At 43.1% G+C, this 16,773-nt stretch carries 20 protein-coding genes; 5 read left to right on the top strand and 15 right to left on the bottom strand.

Features of this window, described 5'->3' with window-relative positions; genetic code table 11:
- Positions 1–120 precede the first annotated feature (120 nt).
- Both MKO06_RS08660 and MKO06_RS08655 read right to left on the bottom strand, forming a co-directional pair.
- The gene (locus MKO06_RS08660) at positions 121–762 is read right to left on the bottom strand and encodes a thioredoxin family protein (RefSeq protein ID WP_241551784.1); all 642 of its coding nucleotides are present in this window, start codon (positions 760–762) and stop codon (positions 121–123) included.
- 18 nt (positions 763–780) lie between these two features.
- On the bottom strand, positions 781–1,377 hold the full coding sequence (locus MKO06_RS08655; RefSeq protein WP_241551783.1) for a TlpA disulfide reductase family protein: 597 nt from the start codon (positions 1,375–1,377) through the stop codon (positions 781–783).
- 267 nt (positions 1,378–1,644) lie between these two features.
- Between MKO06_RS08655 and MKO06_RS08650 the strand changes: the two genes are divergently transcribed.
- A complete protein-coding gene (locus MKO06_RS08650) occupies positions 1,645–3,051 on the top strand; it encodes an MBL fold metallo-hydrolase (RefSeq protein WP_241551782.1) in 1,407 nt (468 codons plus the stop codon).
- 43 nt (positions 3,052–3,094) lie between these two features.
- Here the strand turns inward: MKO06_RS08650 and MKO06_RS08645 are convergent, their stop codons facing one another.
- Positions 3,095–3,682, bottom strand: a complete 588-nt coding sequence (locus tag MKO06_RS08645; protein WP_241551781.1) for a class I SAM-dependent methyltransferase — start codon at positions 3,680–3,682, stop codon at positions 3,095–3,097.
- Positions 3,683–3,778: 96 nt separating this feature from the next.
- Between MKO06_RS08645 and MKO06_RS08640 the strand changes: the two genes are divergently transcribed.
- Together MKO06_RS08640 and MKO06_RS08635 are read left to right on the top strand one after the other, a co-directional pair.
- Entirely contained in the window at positions 3,779–4,144 is a 366-nt protein-coding gene (locus tag MKO06_RS08640; RefSeq protein WP_241551780.1) for a rhodanese-like domain-containing protein, read from the top strand.
- 4 nt (positions 4,145–4,148) lie between these two features.
- Positions 4,149–4,844, top strand: a complete 696-nt coding sequence (locus MKO06_RS08635; RefSeq protein ID WP_241551779.1) for an aspartate/glutamate racemase family protein — start codon at positions 4,149–4,151, stop codon at positions 4,842–4,844.
- 55 nt (positions 4,845–4,899) lie between these two features.
- Here the strand turns inward: MKO06_RS08635 and MKO06_RS08630 are convergent, their stop codons facing one another.
- Both MKO06_RS08630 and MKO06_RS08625 read right to left on the bottom strand, forming a co-directional pair.
- On the bottom strand, positions 4,900–5,430 hold the full coding sequence (locus tag MKO06_RS08630) for a DUF4494 domain-containing protein (protein ID WP_241551778.1): 531 nt from the start codon (positions 5,428–5,430) through the stop codon (positions 4,900–4,902).
- A 145-nt stretch (positions 5,431–5,575) separates the two neighbouring features.
- Positions 5,576–6,991, bottom strand: a complete 1,416-nt coding sequence (locus tag MKO06_RS08625) for a glycosyltransferase family 2 protein (protein ID WP_256946168.1) — start codon at positions 6,989–6,991, stop codon at positions 5,576–5,578.
- A 315-nt stretch (positions 6,992–7,306) separates the two neighbouring features.
- Between MKO06_RS08625 and MKO06_RS08620 the strand changes: the two genes are divergently transcribed.
- Positions 7,307–7,720, top strand: a complete 414-nt coding sequence (locus MKO06_RS08620; RefSeq protein WP_241551776.1) for a hypothetical protein — start codon at positions 7,307–7,309, stop codon at positions 7,718–7,720.
- A 96-nt stretch (positions 7,721–7,816) separates the two neighbouring features.
- Positions 7,817–8,293, top strand: coding sequence for an META domain-containing protein (locus MKO06_RS08615; RefSeq protein WP_241551775.1), 477 nt, complete (start codon positions 7,817–7,819; stop codon positions 8,291–8,293).
- A gap of 3 nt (positions 8,294–8,296) precedes the next feature.
- Here the strand turns inward: MKO06_RS08615 and MKO06_RS08610 are convergent, their stop codons facing one another.
- The 10 genes from MKO06_RS08610 to MKO06_RS08565 are packed head-to-tail and all read right to left on the bottom strand — an operon-like array spanning position 8,297 to position 16,731.
- The gene (locus tag MKO06_RS08610) at positions 8,297–9,052 is read right to left on the bottom strand and encodes a sulfite exporter TauE/SafE family protein (protein WP_241551774.1); all 756 of its coding nucleotides are present in this window, start codon (positions 9,050–9,052) and stop codon (positions 8,297–8,299) included.
- A 1-nt stretch (position 9,053) separates the two neighbouring features.
- Entirely contained in the window at positions 9,054–10,220 is a 1,167-nt protein-coding gene (locus MKO06_RS08605; RefSeq protein WP_241551773.1) for a molybdopterin molybdotransferase MoeA, read from the bottom strand.
- Entirely contained in the window at positions 10,220–11,209 is a 990-nt protein-coding gene (gene moaA, locus MKO06_RS08600; protein WP_241551772.1) for a GTP 3',8-cyclase MoaA, read from the bottom strand. Before moaA ends, MKO06_RS08605 begins: the two co-directional genes overlap by 1 nt.
- Positions 11,202–12,098 (bottom strand): bifunctional molybdenum cofactor biosynthesis protein MoaC/MoaB, encoded by an 897-nt coding sequence (moaCB, locus tag MKO06_RS08595; RefSeq protein WP_241551771.1) that lies wholly within the window; start codon positions 12,096–12,098, stop codon positions 11,202–11,204. Before moaCB ends, moaA begins: the two co-directional genes overlap by 8 nt.
- Complete coding sequence (locus MKO06_RS08590) at positions 12,099–12,542, bottom strand: molybdenum cofactor biosynthesis protein MoaE (RefSeq protein ID WP_241551770.1); 444 nt, start codon at positions 12,540–12,542, stop codon at positions 12,099–12,101.
- 6 nt (positions 12,543–12,548) lie between these two features.
- Positions 12,549–13,607 (bottom strand): HesA/MoeB/ThiF family protein, encoded by a 1,059-nt coding sequence (locus MKO06_RS08585; RefSeq protein ID WP_241551769.1) that lies wholly within the window; start codon positions 13,605–13,607, stop codon positions 12,549–12,551.
- The gene (locus MKO06_RS08580) at positions 13,604–13,840 is read right to left on the bottom strand and encodes a MoaD/ThiS family protein (protein ID WP_241551768.1); all 237 of its coding nucleotides are present in this window, start codon (positions 13,838–13,840) and stop codon (positions 13,604–13,606) included. Before MKO06_RS08580 ends, MKO06_RS08585 begins: the two co-directional genes overlap by 4 nt.
- 1 nt (position 13,841) lies before the next feature.
- Positions 13,842–14,444, bottom strand: coding sequence for a nucleotidyltransferase family protein (locus MKO06_RS08575; RefSeq protein WP_241551767.1), 603 nt, complete (start codon positions 14,442–14,444; stop codon positions 13,842–13,844).
- A complete protein-coding gene (locus MKO06_RS08570) occupies positions 14,441–15,595 on the bottom strand; it encodes an XdhC family protein (RefSeq protein WP_241551766.1) in 1,155 nt (384 codons plus the stop codon). The genes MKO06_RS08575 and MKO06_RS08570 overlap by 4 nt, the downstream gene beginning before the upstream one ends.
- Complete coding sequence (locus MKO06_RS08565; RefSeq protein ID WP_241551765.1) at positions 15,592–16,731, bottom strand: cysteine desulfurase family protein; 1,140 nt, start codon at positions 16,729–16,731, stop codon at positions 15,592–15,594. The genes MKO06_RS08570 and MKO06_RS08565 overlap by 4 nt, the downstream gene beginning before the upstream one ends.
- Positions 16,732–16,773: the final 42 nt, after the last annotated feature.

Genomic DNA, 16,773 nt, shown 5'->3' with positions numbered 1-16,773 from the left:
GTAACTACTCTTCAAAAATCGGTAATTCGATCCTTATATATGTTTCCGGTTTATTAGTAAAACTTTAAACCTTTGATAGCTCATTTAAAATATGGAATTTGCCAGTAGGAGCATAATTTATCATGCAGTCTTGATGCTACAACCAACCGCCTTGGTGGAAGCAGGTTCCGGTTGCCCTCCTTTTTCCATAGATTGGATGGCCTTTTCCACGAACTTTTCATCCACGCTTCCTGGATCGCGAGGGCTATCGTCTATTGCACCATGGTAACGTAAAACCCTGTTGGCATCTACTAAATAGACTTCCGGAGTTCTCGTGGCTCCATATTTTGGAAATATTTCCTGACCTTCGTCAATAAGGTATAAAAATGGAAATCCTTTTTCCTTTGCATTCTCTTTCATGGCCTGGAAACTATCTCCTGGTTGTACAGCCGGATCATTCGGTTGGATCGCTACCACCGGGTAACCTTTAGGTGCATACTTTTTATGCAGCTCGATAAGTCTTTCTTCATTGGCAACAGCATAAGGACAGGTGTTACAGGTGAAAACCACAATATAGCCCTTGGGTTTGTTTCCATTCGCATCCATGATATTATCGAAGCTATACATCTTCCCGTCAATATTTTTCAAGTTAAATTCAGGGGCCTTATCCCCTACCTCGATTCCACCGGAATTGGTAATAACAACAGGCTGCTCAGCCAATACAGAGTCTGAACTACTGAACGAAAATATGCCCAATGCCAGAATTAAAAATAGTGTTCTCATGATCTTTGATTTTTGATTTTATAAAAAAGCATTTAGTTCCTTTTTGATCTCTGAAGAATTCTCGAAAGAAGTTCCAATCAGTTTGTTTTGATTCTTATTGTAAATGTAGGTAGCCGGAATCGCTCCAGACCATTCCGGTGAGACCCTGTCTATCCAGTCGTTATATTTCCCATCCAGCAGCACTACAACTTTTGAATTCAAATTCCTTTCCTGTACGAACGGAACCAATTTGGTCTCTACTTGGTCCGGGAAATCAAGACTTACCAGAACAACCTTCAATTTACGGTCTTTATAGGCTGAATCGATTTCTTCAAAATATGGCAGTTCCTTGATACAGGGTTTACACCAGGTTGCCCAGAAATTGATAACATACGTAGTATCGTTTGTAAAATTAAAGACCGGTTCCAGGTCTTCGAACTTCTCATAAACAGGTATTCCCTCTAATCGCGTATTGGGTTCTGGCCATTTTTCCGATCCTTCTACAGGGGAAACAGAGCTGTGCCTGGTTTCTTCGGCAGTTCTGGTATCCTGATCCTTACAAGCATAAAAAAAGACTGGCAGGCAGCAACTGGCGATAAGAACCGGAATTTTATTTAAGAAAGTGATTTTAAACATTTTGATCTAATTCATCAATTTTTTTGAAAATTGAATTTACGCAATATTTAGTTATCTCATTATAAGCGCATCACAAATTAATAGAACAATTGGTTACTTATTTTCACTTGGCCATGTAAATCCTTACCTGGATATTCTTATTAAACCTCTGGACATTTATAAGTCAGAAAATCACAGAAATGTGATATTTGTTACTTTCCGATCGAATAGCATGGTCTACTTTTGTACCATAATGTTGAATTATCAGGATTCAGAAAATTGAGAATTATGAAAATAGAACAGATTTATACCGGTTGTCTCGCCCAGGGAGCTTATTATATTGAAAGTAACGGAGAAGTTGCGATCATCGATCCCCTTCGTGAGGTGCAACCATATATTGATAAGGCTGAAGAGGCTGGTGCCAAGGTCAAATACATTTTTGAAACCCACTTTCATGCCGATTTTGTCTCTGGTCACGTAAGTCTTTCAGAAAAGACAGGCGCACCGATCATCTATGGCCCCAATGCCAATCCACAATTTGATGCGATCATAGCTGAAGACGGACAGGAATTCAAATTAGGTGAGCTAAGCTTCGTTGTACTTCACACCCCGGGTCATACCATGGAAAGTACTACTTATCTATTAAAGGATAAAAATGGAAAGGATCATGCCCTGTTCACAGGTGATACCTTATTCCTTGGAGATGTAGGCCGTCCCGACCTTGCCCAGAAAGCGGCCAGTATGACTCAGGAGGAACTGGCTGGTATTCTATATGACAGCTTAAGGAACAAGATCATGCCACTTGCCGACGATATTACCGTTTATCCGGCTCACGGTGCCGGTTCAGCCTGCGGAAAGAACATGATGAAAGAGACCGTGGATACTTTGGGTAACCAGAAAAAAATGAACTATGCCTTGAGGGCAGATATGACCCGTGATGAATTTATAAAGGAAGTTACTGATGGTCTTCTTCCTCCCCCAGCCTATTTCCCTATGAACGTACAAATGAATAAGGAAGGTTACGCCGATATCGATGATGTGCTGAAAAAGGGACAAAGTGCGTTAAGCCCGGATGCTTTTGAAGCTGCGGCTAACGAGACCGGGGCGGTAATGCTGGATATTAGGCACCAGTCTGAATACGCGAAAGCTCATATTCCTGGTTCCATATTCATTGGACTTGATGGAAGTTTTGCTCCCTGGGTTGGAGATTTAATAAGGGATGTTCAGCAGCCAATTCTGCTTATTGGTGATGAAAATAGAATTGAAGAGGCCATTACCAGACTTTCGCGAGTTGGTTTCGACAATACCCTTGGATATCTCGAAGGCGGATTCGAATCCTGGATAAACGCAGGTAAGCAAACCGATTCGGTGAGATCGATCCCGGCAGACCAGTTTAAGGAAGAGGCTAAAGATGCACCGGTATTCGATGTTCGCAAGCCGGGCGAATTCCAGGCAGAACATGTTGCAAATGCAACCCATACCTCGCTTTCAGAGATCAATGACCACCTGGCTGAATACCCTGAAGATAAAACCTTCTACCTGCATTGTGCCGGAGGTTATAGAAGTATGATCGCGGCTTCTATTCTAAAAAGTCGTGGCATCCATAACCTGGTTGATGTTCAGGGTGGATATAAGGCAATTAAAGAAGCAGGAGTTGAAACGACCGATTATGTGTGTCCTTCAACCTTGAAATAAGATGAATGAATGATTGATGAGGGCGGCAGCAATGCCGCCTTTTTTATTTTCTCAAGACCAGGGTCGTCATGGCCCTCTCATCCTGGACATTGGTCGTCTTCACTGGTTCAATAAGCCCGAGCCCGAAATTCTTAGAAATATCTGCAATTTGTTGTCGTGAAATAAAGAATTCGGCGCTTTGTTTGCTTATAGTATCCTTCAGCCTAATCGACCTTTCTTCAAATCCAATGTTTGAAGCCGTTCGAATCAACAAACTGCCACCAGGTTTTAGAACTCTTTCCAGTTCTGAGAACATTTCCAGGAATTGTGCCTCGCCTTCAGCAAAATGAAGTACGGCACAACAAAGGATATGATCAAAAACAGCCTTTTCAAAAGGCAGGTTGGTTAGGTTGGCCCTGATGAAACTATTGGAAGATTCAGGATATAAATTTTTTGCCTGCTGAAGCCTTTCCTCGTCAACGTCTACCCCTTTGAAATCGAACCGGCAGTTGTAGAACCACTTCAGGTTTCTGCCATTTCCGCAACCGGCATCGAGAATATTCTGGCCATGCTGGTATCTTTTTTTCAGGATCTGGTCGATCACGTAAATATCCATATTCCCAAAAATATCAAGGGTCTGCTGAAGCTCCATATTATTGAATTTATGCCCAAGTTAATGTAATTTCATCATTTGAATTTGGTAACCAAGGTTACTTTCCAGGATCACTTTTAAACCTACTTTTACGCTATGAATAAAATACTGATCATTATGTCGCTATTTACAACATTATTTGGAAAAGCCCAGGAAGATGAAAATATCAAAGTCCTCGCCCCTTCTGAGTACGAATCTGCAGTATGCGCAGGTGAAGTCCAGTTAGTAGATGTGAGAACTCCGGGAGAATTCAACCAGGGAGCAATCGAAAATGCCCAGAACCTCGATTTTTTCAATCAGAAGGCTTTTCTGGCCGGGCTGGAAAAACTGGATAAAAATAAACCGGTATATGTTTATTGTAAATCCGGTGGACGAAGTCAGAAGGCTGCCCAGATCATGAAAAAAATGGGTTTTTCAAGGATATTCGACCTTGAGGGTGGCTTCAGCAATTATAAATTTTAAAAACATGAATCTAATTGGTCTCATTGGCGGTACCTCCTACCATTCCACGATCGTTTACTACAGACTGATTAACGAAATGGTTCAGCAGGAAATTGGACCACAGGCCAATCCACCCTTGCTTATCTACAGCCAGAATATCGAATTGATGCGTGCCCAGGAGATCGATAAAATTAATGCGGCCTACCTGGAAACTTCCAGGATGCTGCAGAATGCAGGTGCAAAAGCAATTGTGATCTGTGCTAATACTCCGCATATGGTTTTCGATTTTGTGCAGCCAAAAATCAATATCCCTATTCTCCATATTGCTGATGCCGTTGGGAAAGAAGCGAAAAAACGGGGTTTGAAAAACCTGGGACTACTTGGAAACAGGCCCACTATGACCATGGATTTTATTCCGAAGGTGTTAAAGGAAAATTATGGTATCAACATCATAATTCCTGAAGACCATTGCCTGGGACAGGCTCATCATTATGTATCTAAAGAACTTACCCAGGGGATATTTTCTAAAGAGGCCAGAACCTTCTTCTTAAACCAGATGAAACTGTTGAAAGAACGGGGAGCAGATGGAGTCATTCTTGGTTGCACGGAATTGCCGATCCTGTTTGAAAATACTGAATATGAGCTTCCCCTATTATCTACCACCGACCTTCATGTTCAAATGGCGGCCGATTTTATACTGAACAAGGAAAACAAAAAATAAAAAAGCATCCTTTTTCCAGGATGCTTTTTTCTTATTCAGAATATCTGACTTATAATTATTCAGCGATCTGCTCTTCTTCTACCAGTTCTTCGTTAATTTCTTCGGAAGATACTGTTTCCGCATCTTCAACTCTAATGTCATTCAATTCCTCCTCACCATCGAAATATGGGAACACATCCAGGATGGGTGATTCGGTTATAGCCGGAATACTGAATTCGCCCATGGTATTCTGCATGGCCTGATTAGTATTGTCGAATGCCTCTTTTACATCATTGGCCTGGATAAGCATATACATATTAGACTTTTTCTCCTTGCCGCTTTCGTCATCAAAAGCGATCAGGGTCACCTTACATTTGAACCAGCGATCGGAATTCTCAAAAGGATGCACCTCTGCCAGGTTGGCCACCTTGATGTTGGTGATCATGAATTCCTCGCTCGTTAGGGTTTTCATCTCTTCACTAATTCGGGCCTCGGCTTCGGTATACGAAACTGCATCCAGCAAATAGGTTTCGGTAGTTGGTTTTTGTTCCCCGCTGTCCAGGGTCTTTCTATATTTCACTTTACATTCGTACCAGGTTGCGCTCATATTTTCTGTTTTTTTAGGGTGGACAAATATAACGGAGTCGATAGTACCTTCAGGTTAAAATCGGGATTAGATATCCACAATTATTTCCGTAGAAATAAAGAAAGGGAACCTGTTTAAGATTCCCTTTAAAATTGAATTTTCTAATTTATTTCTTATCAGCAAGTTCCCGGGTTAACCAACCTCTCCTGCTTGCCGTTGCGATGGCATACGGGGTGATCCAGAACAACCCGAATGTATACAGAATACTGTATGAATAAGCCCAGAACGATTCAGAAAGTTTATACTTCTTCGCATAGAACAACACCGGGAAACTGGACCAGATCAGGATGCTTAACAGCGTAGAACTGATGAACAGTAACGGGTGCGTGAAGATGAAGAAAAGCATGAACAACACGAACGGGTAACTCATGATCAACTTAAGAATCTGGTTGATGAACAGGATCCTTGGCCCAAACTTGGAACCTTCCCTGAAGTTAGTGAATACATATTGCGCCATAGCAAGGTTCTCACGAACATTACTTCTTCCCCAGCGTATGAACATTTTATAAAGTCCGCTGTACTTTTCAGGTACATTGGTGTAGGCATAGGCGTTTCTCTGGAAAAGCACGTGATAACCGTTTTTCAGGATCATATTGGTCATGGCGCGATCTTCACCAATATCTGAAGGCTGCCCCATAAAGGTCTGGTTGATCCATTCCGGAAGAACCTTGAAAACCGCCTCACTCCTATAGGCTGCCAGCGCACCCGGGGTACATAGTACCGATTCCAGGCTGCTTTCTGCTGAACGAACGAATTCAAAGCTCAATACAAAACTCACGTCCAGCATCTTTGGAAGCAGTGCTTTTTTGGTATTATTCAGTACACGAATATTTCCTGCTACCGCACCACACTTTTCATTTACCACGAACGGACTCACCAGGTTTCTCAAGGTATCCTTGCTAACGATGGAATCACTATCTACCGTAACAAAGATCTCTCCGTTTCCAAGCTGGAAGCCGCGGTAAAGTGCATGGCGCTTTCCTTTATTAACAGGCTGCTGGTAAATTGAAAGTCTGTCACCCAGCACTTCCTTTGCTTTCTGCATCCATTCCCAGGTATCATCCTTACTTCCGTCATCGATTGCCAGTAATTGCAATTTATCAACCGGGTAATCAGATTCTGCAAGGCTCATCAGTGTTGCCCAAACCTGTTTTCCCTCGTTATATGCGGGAACGATCACCGTGGTGGTAGGCAACCGGCTATCCTCCACTCCTTTTACTGCTTTATACCTGATGTACAGGTACAGGTTGTACGCAAAAAAACCGATCTTAAAAACAAATAACACGGTTAAGAGTGAAAAGAACAGGTATCCCCAGATGGATTCCACTCTTCCCAGTTTATAAGCTGTAAAATCATTCTGAAGCAGATACGCCATATAGGCTGCTGCGATCAATAAAATAAAGCTACTGGCCCTAACCAATACCCCCTTTAAATTTCTCGAGGTTGCAGGCTGGTCTTCCTCGAAATAGACCGGCTTTTTAGCCTTTCCTGCCTTATTATTTGTTGAATTGCTTGAATTCATATTATTAAATTTCATCGTTTTCTCTTTTGATTCGAGCCTTTTAGTATCCCGGCTGTCTGCATTGGGCCTAGCAATTCATATGCCAATTCGCAATGCCTTATTATACAGTGTTTTGAAAACGGTTATTTTGAGAGACTGTGGTGTCATACCACAGTTTTCGAATCAGAATTACCCACAATCAGTGTGGAAAGATCAAAAAGGTGTAAGCGAATGTTTCAGAATTAAATTCGTTAATACTGCTTAAAACTGATCCTGTATTTACATGTAATTGATTAATTTTAAGATATATAGCATATTTATTTAAAACCTTTAATTATGAAGTACCTGGTAATTCTATTGTTCCTGGTTGGATTTTCCGGGATCGCACAAAACGACAACTGGAAAAAGCTGGCTGAAAAGAACGTGGCTTTTAAGAATGAAACCGATAAGATCAATCTTGTAGGAAATGAACGCAACGTAGATAAGATCAAGATAAAATGTGTACAGGGAACCGTACAGCTTAGAAAAGTTAAGATCATAATGGAAGGTGGCGAGGAAAAAGAATATGACGCCCGGGGCGTTGGAATCCTAACCAAGGGGATGTCTTCCACGGCATTCGCGGTTCCTGGAAAAGACGACAAGGTTAAACGCGTGGAACTGGATTATGACTCCAAGGGAAATGTTGTGCTCACCAAAAGGGCCAAAGTGGAGATCCTGGGCAGGAAAGGCAAAGATGATGATGACGATTAGCTTATAATTAAAAATCGTAATTTTCAGAAAAAACAATCAGTACTTCAAATGGCCTGATTTCTGCTTGATTGCTATCAACCTTTAATTAATCTTCATATGAAAAAATTATTGCTACTTGGTTTAATAATCGCGGGAAGTATTTCCATTTCCTGCAAAGATCAATCTGAAAATACTTCTAATGATACGGAAGCTATGTCTGAAAAAACAGTTCAAAAAGCAAATCTCATAGACGGCAGCTGGGAGGTGAACTATATGGCGGCAACGCCAAAACCGATGGATTCGCTTTATCCCAGGGTCAAACCTACAATGATCATCAACACAGAGAAATCCCAGATATCCGGAACAACTGGCTGCAACAACTTCAGCGGCAGCCTGAACATCGATGGCAATCAATTCAATCTTGGGGATGCCATCGCCCTGACCAAGAAAATGTGTCCCGATATGACCGGCGAAGAAGCCTTTATGAAAAATCTTGAACGAGTAGATACTTATTCGGTTACCGAAAAAGGCCAGACGCTTAACCTGATCAGTGGCGACATTGCCATTATGAGGCTGGAAAGGAAGAAAGAATAGACTTCAGATCCTGGTCTGAAAAGCATTCCACAAAATCAATCGCAAACCAACATAGAAAATAAGAACGGCGGTAAGTATTCCCAACAGCTTGAGGTTTAATTTTCTGCTCGAGAGGTAGGACCCAATACTACCACCCAGAATAACAGCTATTGCCAGGTTAATTAACAGGCTTCCGTCTATTCGGAAAGTTCCGGCCATATTCAGTCCAACAAGCCCAGAAACTGAATTTACCAGGATAAAAACCGATGCCAGTGAAGCAATGACCCGTGGGTTTTGCCATCCTAAAAGGTTGAGGCCTGGCGACAGGAATATACCTCCGCCTATCCCGGAAATTCCTGAAAGAAGACCAATTCCACCACCCAAAATCAATTTCTTGAAAATGGGGAATTCAGATGACCTTTTCTTCGGCCTTAAAAATTTCAATATCATAAAAATTCCTGCAAGCATTAATCCGCAGCCCAGTATCAAAAAGAACAAATATTGGGGGAGTTTTATCACAGCACCGAGGTACGCCATGGGAATACTCAAAACAAAGAAAGGCCAGAAACTACCAGGTTTCATTACTTTATTTTTCAGGAAAACAAGGCTGCCAATACTCACCACGCAAATATTCAGCACAAGTGCCATCGAACGGATCTCGTAAAAATCGGTAAGCACAAGGCTAAGAATGGCCAGGTAACTGGAACCACCTCCAAAGCCAACTGAACTGTAGAACAGGGCGATGATGAAAAAAATAACAGGCAGGTACTCCAGGGCCATTTCAGGAAATTAAATAACAGGTAACTGCTTCACCTTTTTTAATGAGGGTCCCGGCATCTATATAAGCTAGTGCGTTGCTCAATGCCATCGATCGGATCATAGAAGAGCTCTGGCCACCGGAAATTTCAACCGAATTATTCTTAATTCGTGCCTTAAGAAAGCAAGGCCGGTCGCCTTTATTTTCGATATCGCGTAAAGCGGGGATTTGGATCTTTGGTAGCCCCGCATTATTTGATCCTGAACTGAGTTGCAGAAATGGCAATACATACATATAAAAGCAACTAAGCGAAGATGCCGGGTTACCCGGAAGCGCAAAAACAAAACTGTTTTCTCTTCTTCCGAAGTATAGCGGTTTTCCGGGTTTCTGAAAGACCTTATAGAACTGTTCCTGAACCCCGTTCTCCTCCAGGGCCTGTTTTACGTAATCATAATCACCAACCGAAATTCCTCCTGAAAGTATAAGAACATCACAGGTTTTTAATGCCTCTGCTATGCCCGAACGAATCTTTTCAAGGTCGTCCTCTATCTGGACCCGGCTGGCGCAGCTAAAACCAAATTGTTCACAGGCAGCTGACAGGGCATGACTATTCGATTCGTAGATATGTCCGGCCTTTTTAGGAGTACCGGGCTCTATCAATTCATTCCCGGTTGCGATGAGGTGAACAACCGGCTGTTTAAAGACCCTAACACGGGCAATTCCTAGTGATCCTAACAAACCAATCGCAGCAGGATTGATGCTGAATCCTTCTTCAAATACGGGATCTCCTTTTTTAAACTCCTCGCCCTGCCTTCGAATACACTGGCCGGGCCTGATTTCTCCCTCGATGACTATTCGGTCATTCTCCCTTTTTACCTTTTCCTGCATTATCACGGCGGTGGTTTCGGCAGGCACCCGGGCACCTGTAAAAATGCGAACCGCTTCACCGTCTTTGAGCCTGACCTGATCAATATCACCGGCGGCCACTTCCCCGGTAACCGTATATTCTGAATAATTTCCGCATAAGGCGTAACCGTCCATCGCCGAATTATCGAAGGAGGGCATATCGAATGGGGCCTTAACTGCTTCAGCGAGATTAAAGCCAAGACAGTCATCCAGATTTCTGAACTCTGTTTTTAATTGAGGATCCTGGTTCCTGATTATGTTGAAAGCTTCCTGTATACTTACCATTATCCGCCTATTGAGATCATGGACCGATTATTTTCATAATGCGCTGCGTCCATTTTTACATCCATACCGTCCCTGGAATATTTCTTGGTTTTGATGGCATTAAGAATAACCGGTTCTATTTGCTCGCCACCCCGAAGTGGACCAAGCAGGTCGGTTTCAGAATTGGAAAAAAGGCAGTTCTTTATTTTCCCGTCAGCCGTTAACCTGATGCGGTTACACTCAGCACAAAATGGGTTGGTAATGGTGCTCACAATAGCAAATTTGCCCTTGTGGCCTTTAACCCTGAAATTTTTCGAGGTGCTGTGTTTCGGGTTTTTCAGCTCCTGGACCCCATCATATTTCGCTGAAACTATATCCAGGATCTCCTGTTCGCCAACGCCTTTGCTCCAGTCCCATTTGTTTCCTTTGAAGGGCATGAATTCGATGAATTTAGCCGTGAGATCTTTGTATTTCGTTAACTCTATAAAATCGTTGATCTCTTTATCGTTCACACCTTTGATCAAAACGATATTCAGTTTTACCTGCATTTCCATTTCGAGTGCCAGTTCCATATTTTTCATGATCCTGTCGAAATAATCCCGTTTGGATATAAAGACTGACCTGGCCTTATCCAGCGTATCCAGGCTGAGATTGATCTTTTTCAGGCCGATTTCACGGAAGAGATCCAGGTATTTATCGAGCAGTATTCCATTAGTAGTGATCTTAAGAGTCACGCCCAGTTTGGCGAGCTCCCTTACCAGATAGCCAAAATTCTTCCTAACCAGCGGTTCGCCCCCGGTAAGCCTGATCGTGTCCACACACAGATCACGGAATTTTCTGGAAATCTCGATGATCTCCTCAAGGCTCATGATATGCTCCTTTTCCATTAGTTGTATACCTTCTTCCGGCATACAATAGAAACAACGCAGGTTGCACCTATCTGTCAGCGAGATCCTGAGGTAATTATGAACCCGTCCAAAATTATCGATTATTCGTTTTTCTTCAGTCATGTCTTTTTCCCTTTATCACTTTAAACACATGCAGGACATGTGGAAAAATCGCATCCATACATTCTGCGGCTCCACGCGTGGATCCTGGAAATGCCAGCACGAGTTTTTCGTTCATGATCCCTGCAACCGAGCGGGAGAGCATGGCATAAGGCATACGCTGCTGCCCGTAATTTCGCATTTGTTCTTCCACCCCGTACAGCCGAATATCCAGCAAAGGCTCAACGGCCTCGGGAGTCCTGTCACGCGGGCCAGCGCCTGTTCCGCCGGTAAATATGATCAAATCGGATTCTGAATTTTTAAGGGCAGAGCTTATTTCAGAGACCACATCCGGGATGATCCTTACTTCGGAAACTATCCCCAGTTCTTCCAGTTTTTCTGAAATGGTCTTTCCTGCCCTGTCCTCTCCTTCTCCCCGCGAGATCGTATCTGAACAGACCACCACCAGGGCGCTCAATCCTTCTGAAGCAGGTTTAAAATCAGATTTACCTCCTTTTTTAGATTCCAGGCGGATATTTTTGATCTCAACATTCTTATCTATGGGCTTTAGCATATCGTACATGGTTAAGGCCACGATACTGGCACCATGCATGGCTTCCACTTCAACACCGGTTTTATAAATGGTTTTCACACTAAGCGTGATCTTTATTTCCAGGCCCTCGATATCAAACTCGACCCCGGTATATTCGATTGGGATGGGATGACAGTCGGGTAATAATTCCGGAGTTTTTTTAACGCCAAGTAAACCGGCAGTTTTGGCCATTTCGAAAACGTTACCCTTCGGAACTCGATTATCCCTGATCGCATGGATGGTTTCATCTTTTGAAACCCTAACGATCGCCACAGCTTTCGCCTCTCTTAAAGTTGAAATTTTATGCGTTATATCTACCATCTATTTATTTACTTTCCATTGGTGCGTTTCATCTTCAAGGATCTCTTTTCCAAAAACCGGAACCTTTGCCTTGATCTCCTCTACCAGCCAATTACAGGCTTCGATCGCGATCTTTCGATGTGCGGAAGAGGTAAAGACAAAAAGGCATATCTCCCCTGTTTTAACAGTTCCCAGGCTATGATAAATATGAGCACAGGTCATATCGAATTTTGAAAATGCCGCTTCCCTGATCTCGTGAAATACCTTTTCAGCCATTTCTTCATACGCCGAATACCCAATGGCCTGTACCGTTTTACCCTCGATCTCATCGGCCCTTATCTGGCCAAGAAAGATGCTGTGAGCGCCGATACTGGTCTTGCTCTGGTGATTGGCTATCGAGTTAGCGATCTTTTCTGGCGGGATCGCGCCGTTCATAAATACTTTCTTCGGTTTTTTGTTCTTCATTTAATGCTAGATTCTTTCGGTTTTTGAAGCATTTGAGTGGTTCGCTTCAGATTCTTTTGAAATGATATTGTCGATGCCTCCTTCAACATTCTTCAGGTTCTTAAAACCATATTCAGAATTCAGAAGATCAACTATTTTTCGGCTTCGCTTACCCGACTGGCAAAAAACCAGTACCTCTTCCTCCTTCGGAATTTCCCATAAGCGTTCATCCAGTTGACTTAAGGGTATTTTGATCACTTTTTCTGAATCCAGTTTTGGCTGCTCGAATTCTTCCCTGATATCGAGATAGATCCTGGACTCATCGGCCAGTTTACATTCAAGTTTTACAGGCTGGATCCCGGATTTATAAATTTGGTCAATTTCTTCTGGTCTTTTAGTAATTTTTAAAACCTGATATTGTCCTGATAAGCTATTCAGAACTTTCAGTTTTCCAGCTAGAACTTCCCCAATTCCAAGAATAAGTTTCAAAACTTCTACGGCCTGTAGCACTCCCAGTAATCCGGCCGTTACCCCCAAAACCCCGGTTGCTTCACAACTGATATTTTCCCGGGTGGTTTTAGGAAATAAACACCGGTAAGACGGGCCGTCCTGGAAATTAAAAACCGATAGCTGTCCCTCATTTTTAAAGATCGAGGCATAGACCCAGGTTTTTCCAGTAAGTATGCAGGCGTCGTTGATAAGGTATTTGATTTCAAAATTATCGGTGCCATCCAGGATAATATCGTAAGATCGAAAAATAGTCTCGGCATTCGTGATGGTGAGCGCTTCTTCTATCGTGTCAATTTGAATTTCTGAATTTAGCCCGCCAAGTTTTTCGGCTGCAACAAAGGCCTTTGGTCTGCCGATATCCGCTTCAGTAAAAAGGATCTGCCTGTGCAGGTTAGAAAGTGAAACCCGGTCATGATCCATCAGGCCTATTCTACCCACTCCCGCACCTGCAAGATATTGCGCTGCCGGACATCCAAGCCCACCAACACCCACGATCAAAACACTGGCTTTCTGTAGTTTTTCCTGGCCAGAAACCCCGATTGAGTCTAATTGTATTTGTCGGTCATATCTCATCATCCTCCCGCAAATGGTGGTAAAAAGGCTATTTCGTCACCTTCGGTTAGTTCCTTGTCATCTACCAGGTCCTGGTTAACTGCTATCTGTACCGAATCGGGATCTGGTATTTGATATTGCTTTATTTGTTTTAGCTTGAATTCCTTTAAACTCGCTCCTTTTTCCAGCTCGAGCTTCTCTTCGGTCTTTCCGGCCGCTTCGGCCACCTGCCCGAAATATTTCACATTGACTTTCATCTTACTCCATCTGTTTTAATAATTTGACATCTTCCGGGGTATCCACATCAAAATTGCCTTTCTGGATCGGTATGCTTTGTAAATCCAGGTTCAAAGCTGAGATCAATTTTTTAGCACCCTGATCACCCTTAAGCTTTTCCAGTTCAGAAAACAACTTTGCTGAAAAAACTGCTGGAACTCCCACTGTGCTAGCATATTCTGAAAAAGTGGCTTCTTTCTCATTTTTTAAATGCGCCTTCAGCAATTCTTCGATTTCCCTGGAAGTGATAAATGGCTGATCAGATACCAGGATAACCAAATGCTCGAGATCCGGATTCATTTTCAGGGATTCTCCCAAACCAATCCTGATACTGGACGCCATACCTTCCTCCCATTTTGGGTTCAATACAATTTTAAACCCGGTCGTCTCTACTTCTTCCTGGATCATCGTTGAACGGGCACCAAGCACCAACACTTTAGTTTGAAGAGGTAAATCCTTTACCGCATCGATCGCATGCTGAAGCAGGGACTTAGCTTTAAATTCAACCAGTTGCTTGGGGTGACCTAGCCGGCTGGAAGAACCTGCTGCCAGTATTAGTACGCCTATTTTACTCTTTTCGTTCAAAGCTTTACTTTATTGAAACTATTATTCGTTTTGTCATGGATAGGCGCCTGCTTTTCCCGAAGTGGCCTTGCACTTTTCCCGGTAAGCACTGCCTGGATCTCCGCAAGTATCGAAAGACCGATCTCGGCCGGGGTTTCAGCTCCTATTTCAAGCCCAACCGGGGCGTAAATCCTGTCGAGAAAACGTTCATCGGGTTTCACCCCTTCTTTTTCCAGATCATCAAGCATTCGCTGATACTTTTTCCTGGGACCTAGGATCCCGATATATGCCAATTGTGACTCCTCTTTTAGTAATTTCAGCACGGCCAGATCATATTTATAATTATGACTCATCAGGACTACGAATGTTTGCTTATCTATAGCTATATCCTTTAAACTATCTTCGGGTTTTGAAACGATCACCTGGCAGGAACTGCCAAAACGCCTACTATTGGCATGCGTAGGCCTGCCATCGGTCACGATCACTCTCCAGCCCAGTAAATCTGCCTGGCGAGCCAGGATCTGTGCATCATTTCCCGCTCCTACCAGGACAAGTTTTATGGGCGGCCGGTAATTCTGAATAAAAAACTGAAGACTGCTGCCACCCAGGTTAGCTTCTCCAAAATATGGAATATCCTGCTCCAGGCATATTCGCGCCTGTTTCATGATCACCGATTGCAGTTCAGCTGGAATATTTTCCCTTAAAAATTTCCTTGTTTGGGCCAAAATCAGGCTCGTTCCCTTTTGAGGGGCAGAGCTGTCTAAACTGAAAACAATGGCTATGGCCGCCGGCTGTTCGTTGAGAACTGCCATTTTCAACAATTCACAGGAGTTCTTATCATTTTGATAATCCTGGGGTTCAAACAGAACCTGGATAATACCGTTACATCCCAGCTGTGCACCAATCACTGCATCCTCTTCATCGCTGGTATCATAAGTGATCAATTTATTCTTTCCCTGGTTCCAGGCGAGCAGGGCCTTTCTCAATGCATCTCCTTCGAGGCACCCACCGCTAATGGCACCGGTGATATTGCCAAATTCATCGATAAGCATTCTCGCACCAGCTCTTCGGTAAGAAGAACCTTCAACATGAACCACCGTCGCCAGAACACAGCCGGTTCCGTCCATTTTCAGGCGGTCATATTCAGCAAGGATCAATTCCAGTTCCCTCATACCAGTTCTTTTTTGAGATTTTTAATAGCCGAATGTATCTGCTCAAATGCAAATTCAATATCCACCAGGCTTGTAGGTCTTCCAAGGCTGAACCTGAATGAAGACAGGGCTTCCCGGTCACTCAGCCCCATGGCCTTTAAAACATGACTTGGTTTTACAGTATTGGAACTACAGGCCGAACCTCTTGAAATAGCCAGCTTATTCAATCTTTTAAATAACAAATCTCCATCAACATCATTAAACCTGATATTGGTGGTGTTGGGAATCCTTTCCGAATTTGCTGAATTAACCTCAACTTCCGGTAAACTAAGGAGTCTTTCTTCCAGTTGATTTCTCAGATCATCCAGCCTCTCAAACTCATTTTCCATTTCGGCCCCTAGAATTGAAAAGGCCCTTCCAAAACCCACAATCCCTGGTACGTTCAGGCTGCCGGGGCGAAGGCCCTGTTGCTGCCCCCCGCCAAAAATATAGGGCTGAATATCCTTTTTAAGATCTCTATTTAAATAAAGGGCTCCTACTCCCTTTGGTCCATAAATTTTATGAGAAGAAAAAACAGCCAGGTCAATACCCAGGTTTTTAAGATCCACCGGTATTTTTCCAACGGCCTGGGTGATATCGCTCATCAGTTTTATCCCTTTGGAATGAACCACGCCAGAGATCTCTTTTATAGGATGAATAAGCCCGGTTTCATTGTTCGCCAGCATAATACAAACCAGGATTGTTCGAAGAGTGATTGCATTCTTTAGCTCATCCAGGTCTATATTCCCGGCAGCATCAACTTCTAAATAGGTCACTTCAAAACCCTTTTTTTCCAGCGACTGCATACAGTCCAGGATAGCTTTATGTTCGGTTCTACAGCTAATGATGTGGTTACCTTTAGAGCGATTTCCTTCACAAAATCCGAATAACCCAATATTGGCGGCTTCGGTAGCTCCGGAGGTAAATAAAATTTCGGAAGGTCTTGCATTTAATACGCGGGCGATCTGTTCCCGGGACTCTTCTACTGCTTCAGCTGCTTCCCAGCCAAATAGATGGTCACTACTTGCATTTCCGAATTTCTCTCTGAAAAAAGGCATCATAGCCTCCAGCACCCGCTCATCAACCGGGGTGGTCGCATTATAATCCAGATATGCCATTTGAGGTCTGTTCATAAAATCGTTATATATTCATGTATATAT

It is taken from the genome of Christiangramia oceanisediminis (assembly GCF_022570735.2).
GTDB classification, from domain to species: Bacteria; Bacteroidota; Bacteroidia; order Flavobacteriales; family Flavobacteriaceae; genus Christiangramia; species Christiangramia oceanisediminis.
This window is presented reverse-complemented; position numbering and strand designations above follow the sequence as displayed.

Bases quoted from the DNA above. Each gene is read 5' to 3' on its own strand.
- MKO06_RS08660 (WP_241551784.1), bottom strand. From the start codon at position 762: ATGAGAACACTATTTTTAATTCTGGCATTGGGCATATTTTCGTTCAGT.
- MKO06_RS08655 (WP_241551783.1), bottom strand. From the start codon at position 1,377: ATGTTTAAAATCACTTTCTTAAATAAAATTCCGGTTCTTATCGCCAGT.
- MKO06_RS08650 (WP_241551782.1), top strand. From the start codon at position 1,645: ATGAAAATAGAACAGATTTATACCGGTTGTCTCGCCCAGGGAGCTTAT.
- MKO06_RS08645 (WP_241551781.1), bottom strand. From the start codon at position 3,682: ATGGAGCTTCAGCAGACCCTTGATATTTTTGGGAATATGGATATTTAC.
- MKO06_RS08640 (WP_241551780.1), top strand. From the start codon at position 3,779: ATGAATAAAATACTGATCATTATGTCGCTATTTACAACATTATTTGGA.
- MKO06_RS08635 (WP_241551779.1), top strand. From the start codon at position 4,149: ATGAATCTAATTGGTCTCATTGGCGGTACCTCCTACCATTCCACGATC.
- MKO06_RS08630 (WP_241551778.1), bottom strand. From the start codon at position 5,430: ATGAGCGCAACCTGGTACGAATGTAAAGTGAAATATAGAAAGACCCTG.
- MKO06_RS08625 (WP_256946168.1), bottom strand. From the start codon at position 6,991: ATGAATTCAAGCAATTCAACAAATAATAAGGCAGGAAAGGCTAAAAAG.
- MKO06_RS08620 (WP_241551776.1), top strand. From the start codon at position 7,307: ATGAAGTACCTGGTAATTCTATTGTTCCTGGTTGGATTTTCCGGGATC.
- MKO06_RS08615 (WP_241551775.1), top strand. From the start codon at position 7,817: ATGAAAAAATTATTGCTACTTGGTTTAATAATCGCGGGAAGTATTTCC.
- MKO06_RS08610 (WP_241551774.1), bottom strand. From the start codon at position 9,052: ATGGCCCTGGAGTACCTGCCTGTTATTTTTTTCATCATCGCCCTGTTC.
- MKO06_RS08605 (WP_241551773.1), bottom strand. From the start codon at position 10,220: ATGGTAAGTATACAGGAAGCTTTCAACATAATCAGGAACCAGGATCCT.
- moaA (WP_241551772.1), bottom strand. From the start codon at position 11,209: ATGACTGAAGAAAAACGAATAATCGATAATTTTGGACGGGTTCATAAT.
- moaCB (WP_241551771.1), bottom strand. From the start codon at position 12,098: ATGGTAGATATAACGCATAAAATTTCAACTTTAAGAGAGGCGAAAGCT.
- MKO06_RS08590 (WP_241551770.1), bottom strand. From the start codon at position 12,542: ATGAAGAACAAAAAACCGAAGAAAGTATTTATGAACGGCGCGATCCCG.
- MKO06_RS08585 (WP_241551769.1), bottom strand. From the start codon at position 13,607: ATGATGAGATATGACCGACAAATACAATTAGACTCAATCGGGGTTTCT.
- MKO06_RS08580 (WP_241551768.1), bottom strand. From the start codon at position 13,840: ATGAAAGTCAATGTGAAATATTTCGGGCAGGTGGCCGAAGCGGCCGGA.
- MKO06_RS08570 (WP_241551766.1), bottom strand. From the start codon at position 15,595: ATGAGGGAACTGGAATTGATCCTTGCTGAATATGACCGCCTGAAAATG.
- MKO06_RS08565 (WP_241551765.1), bottom strand. From the start codon at position 16,731: ATGGCATATCTGGATTATAATGCGACCACCCCGGTTGATGAGCGGGTG.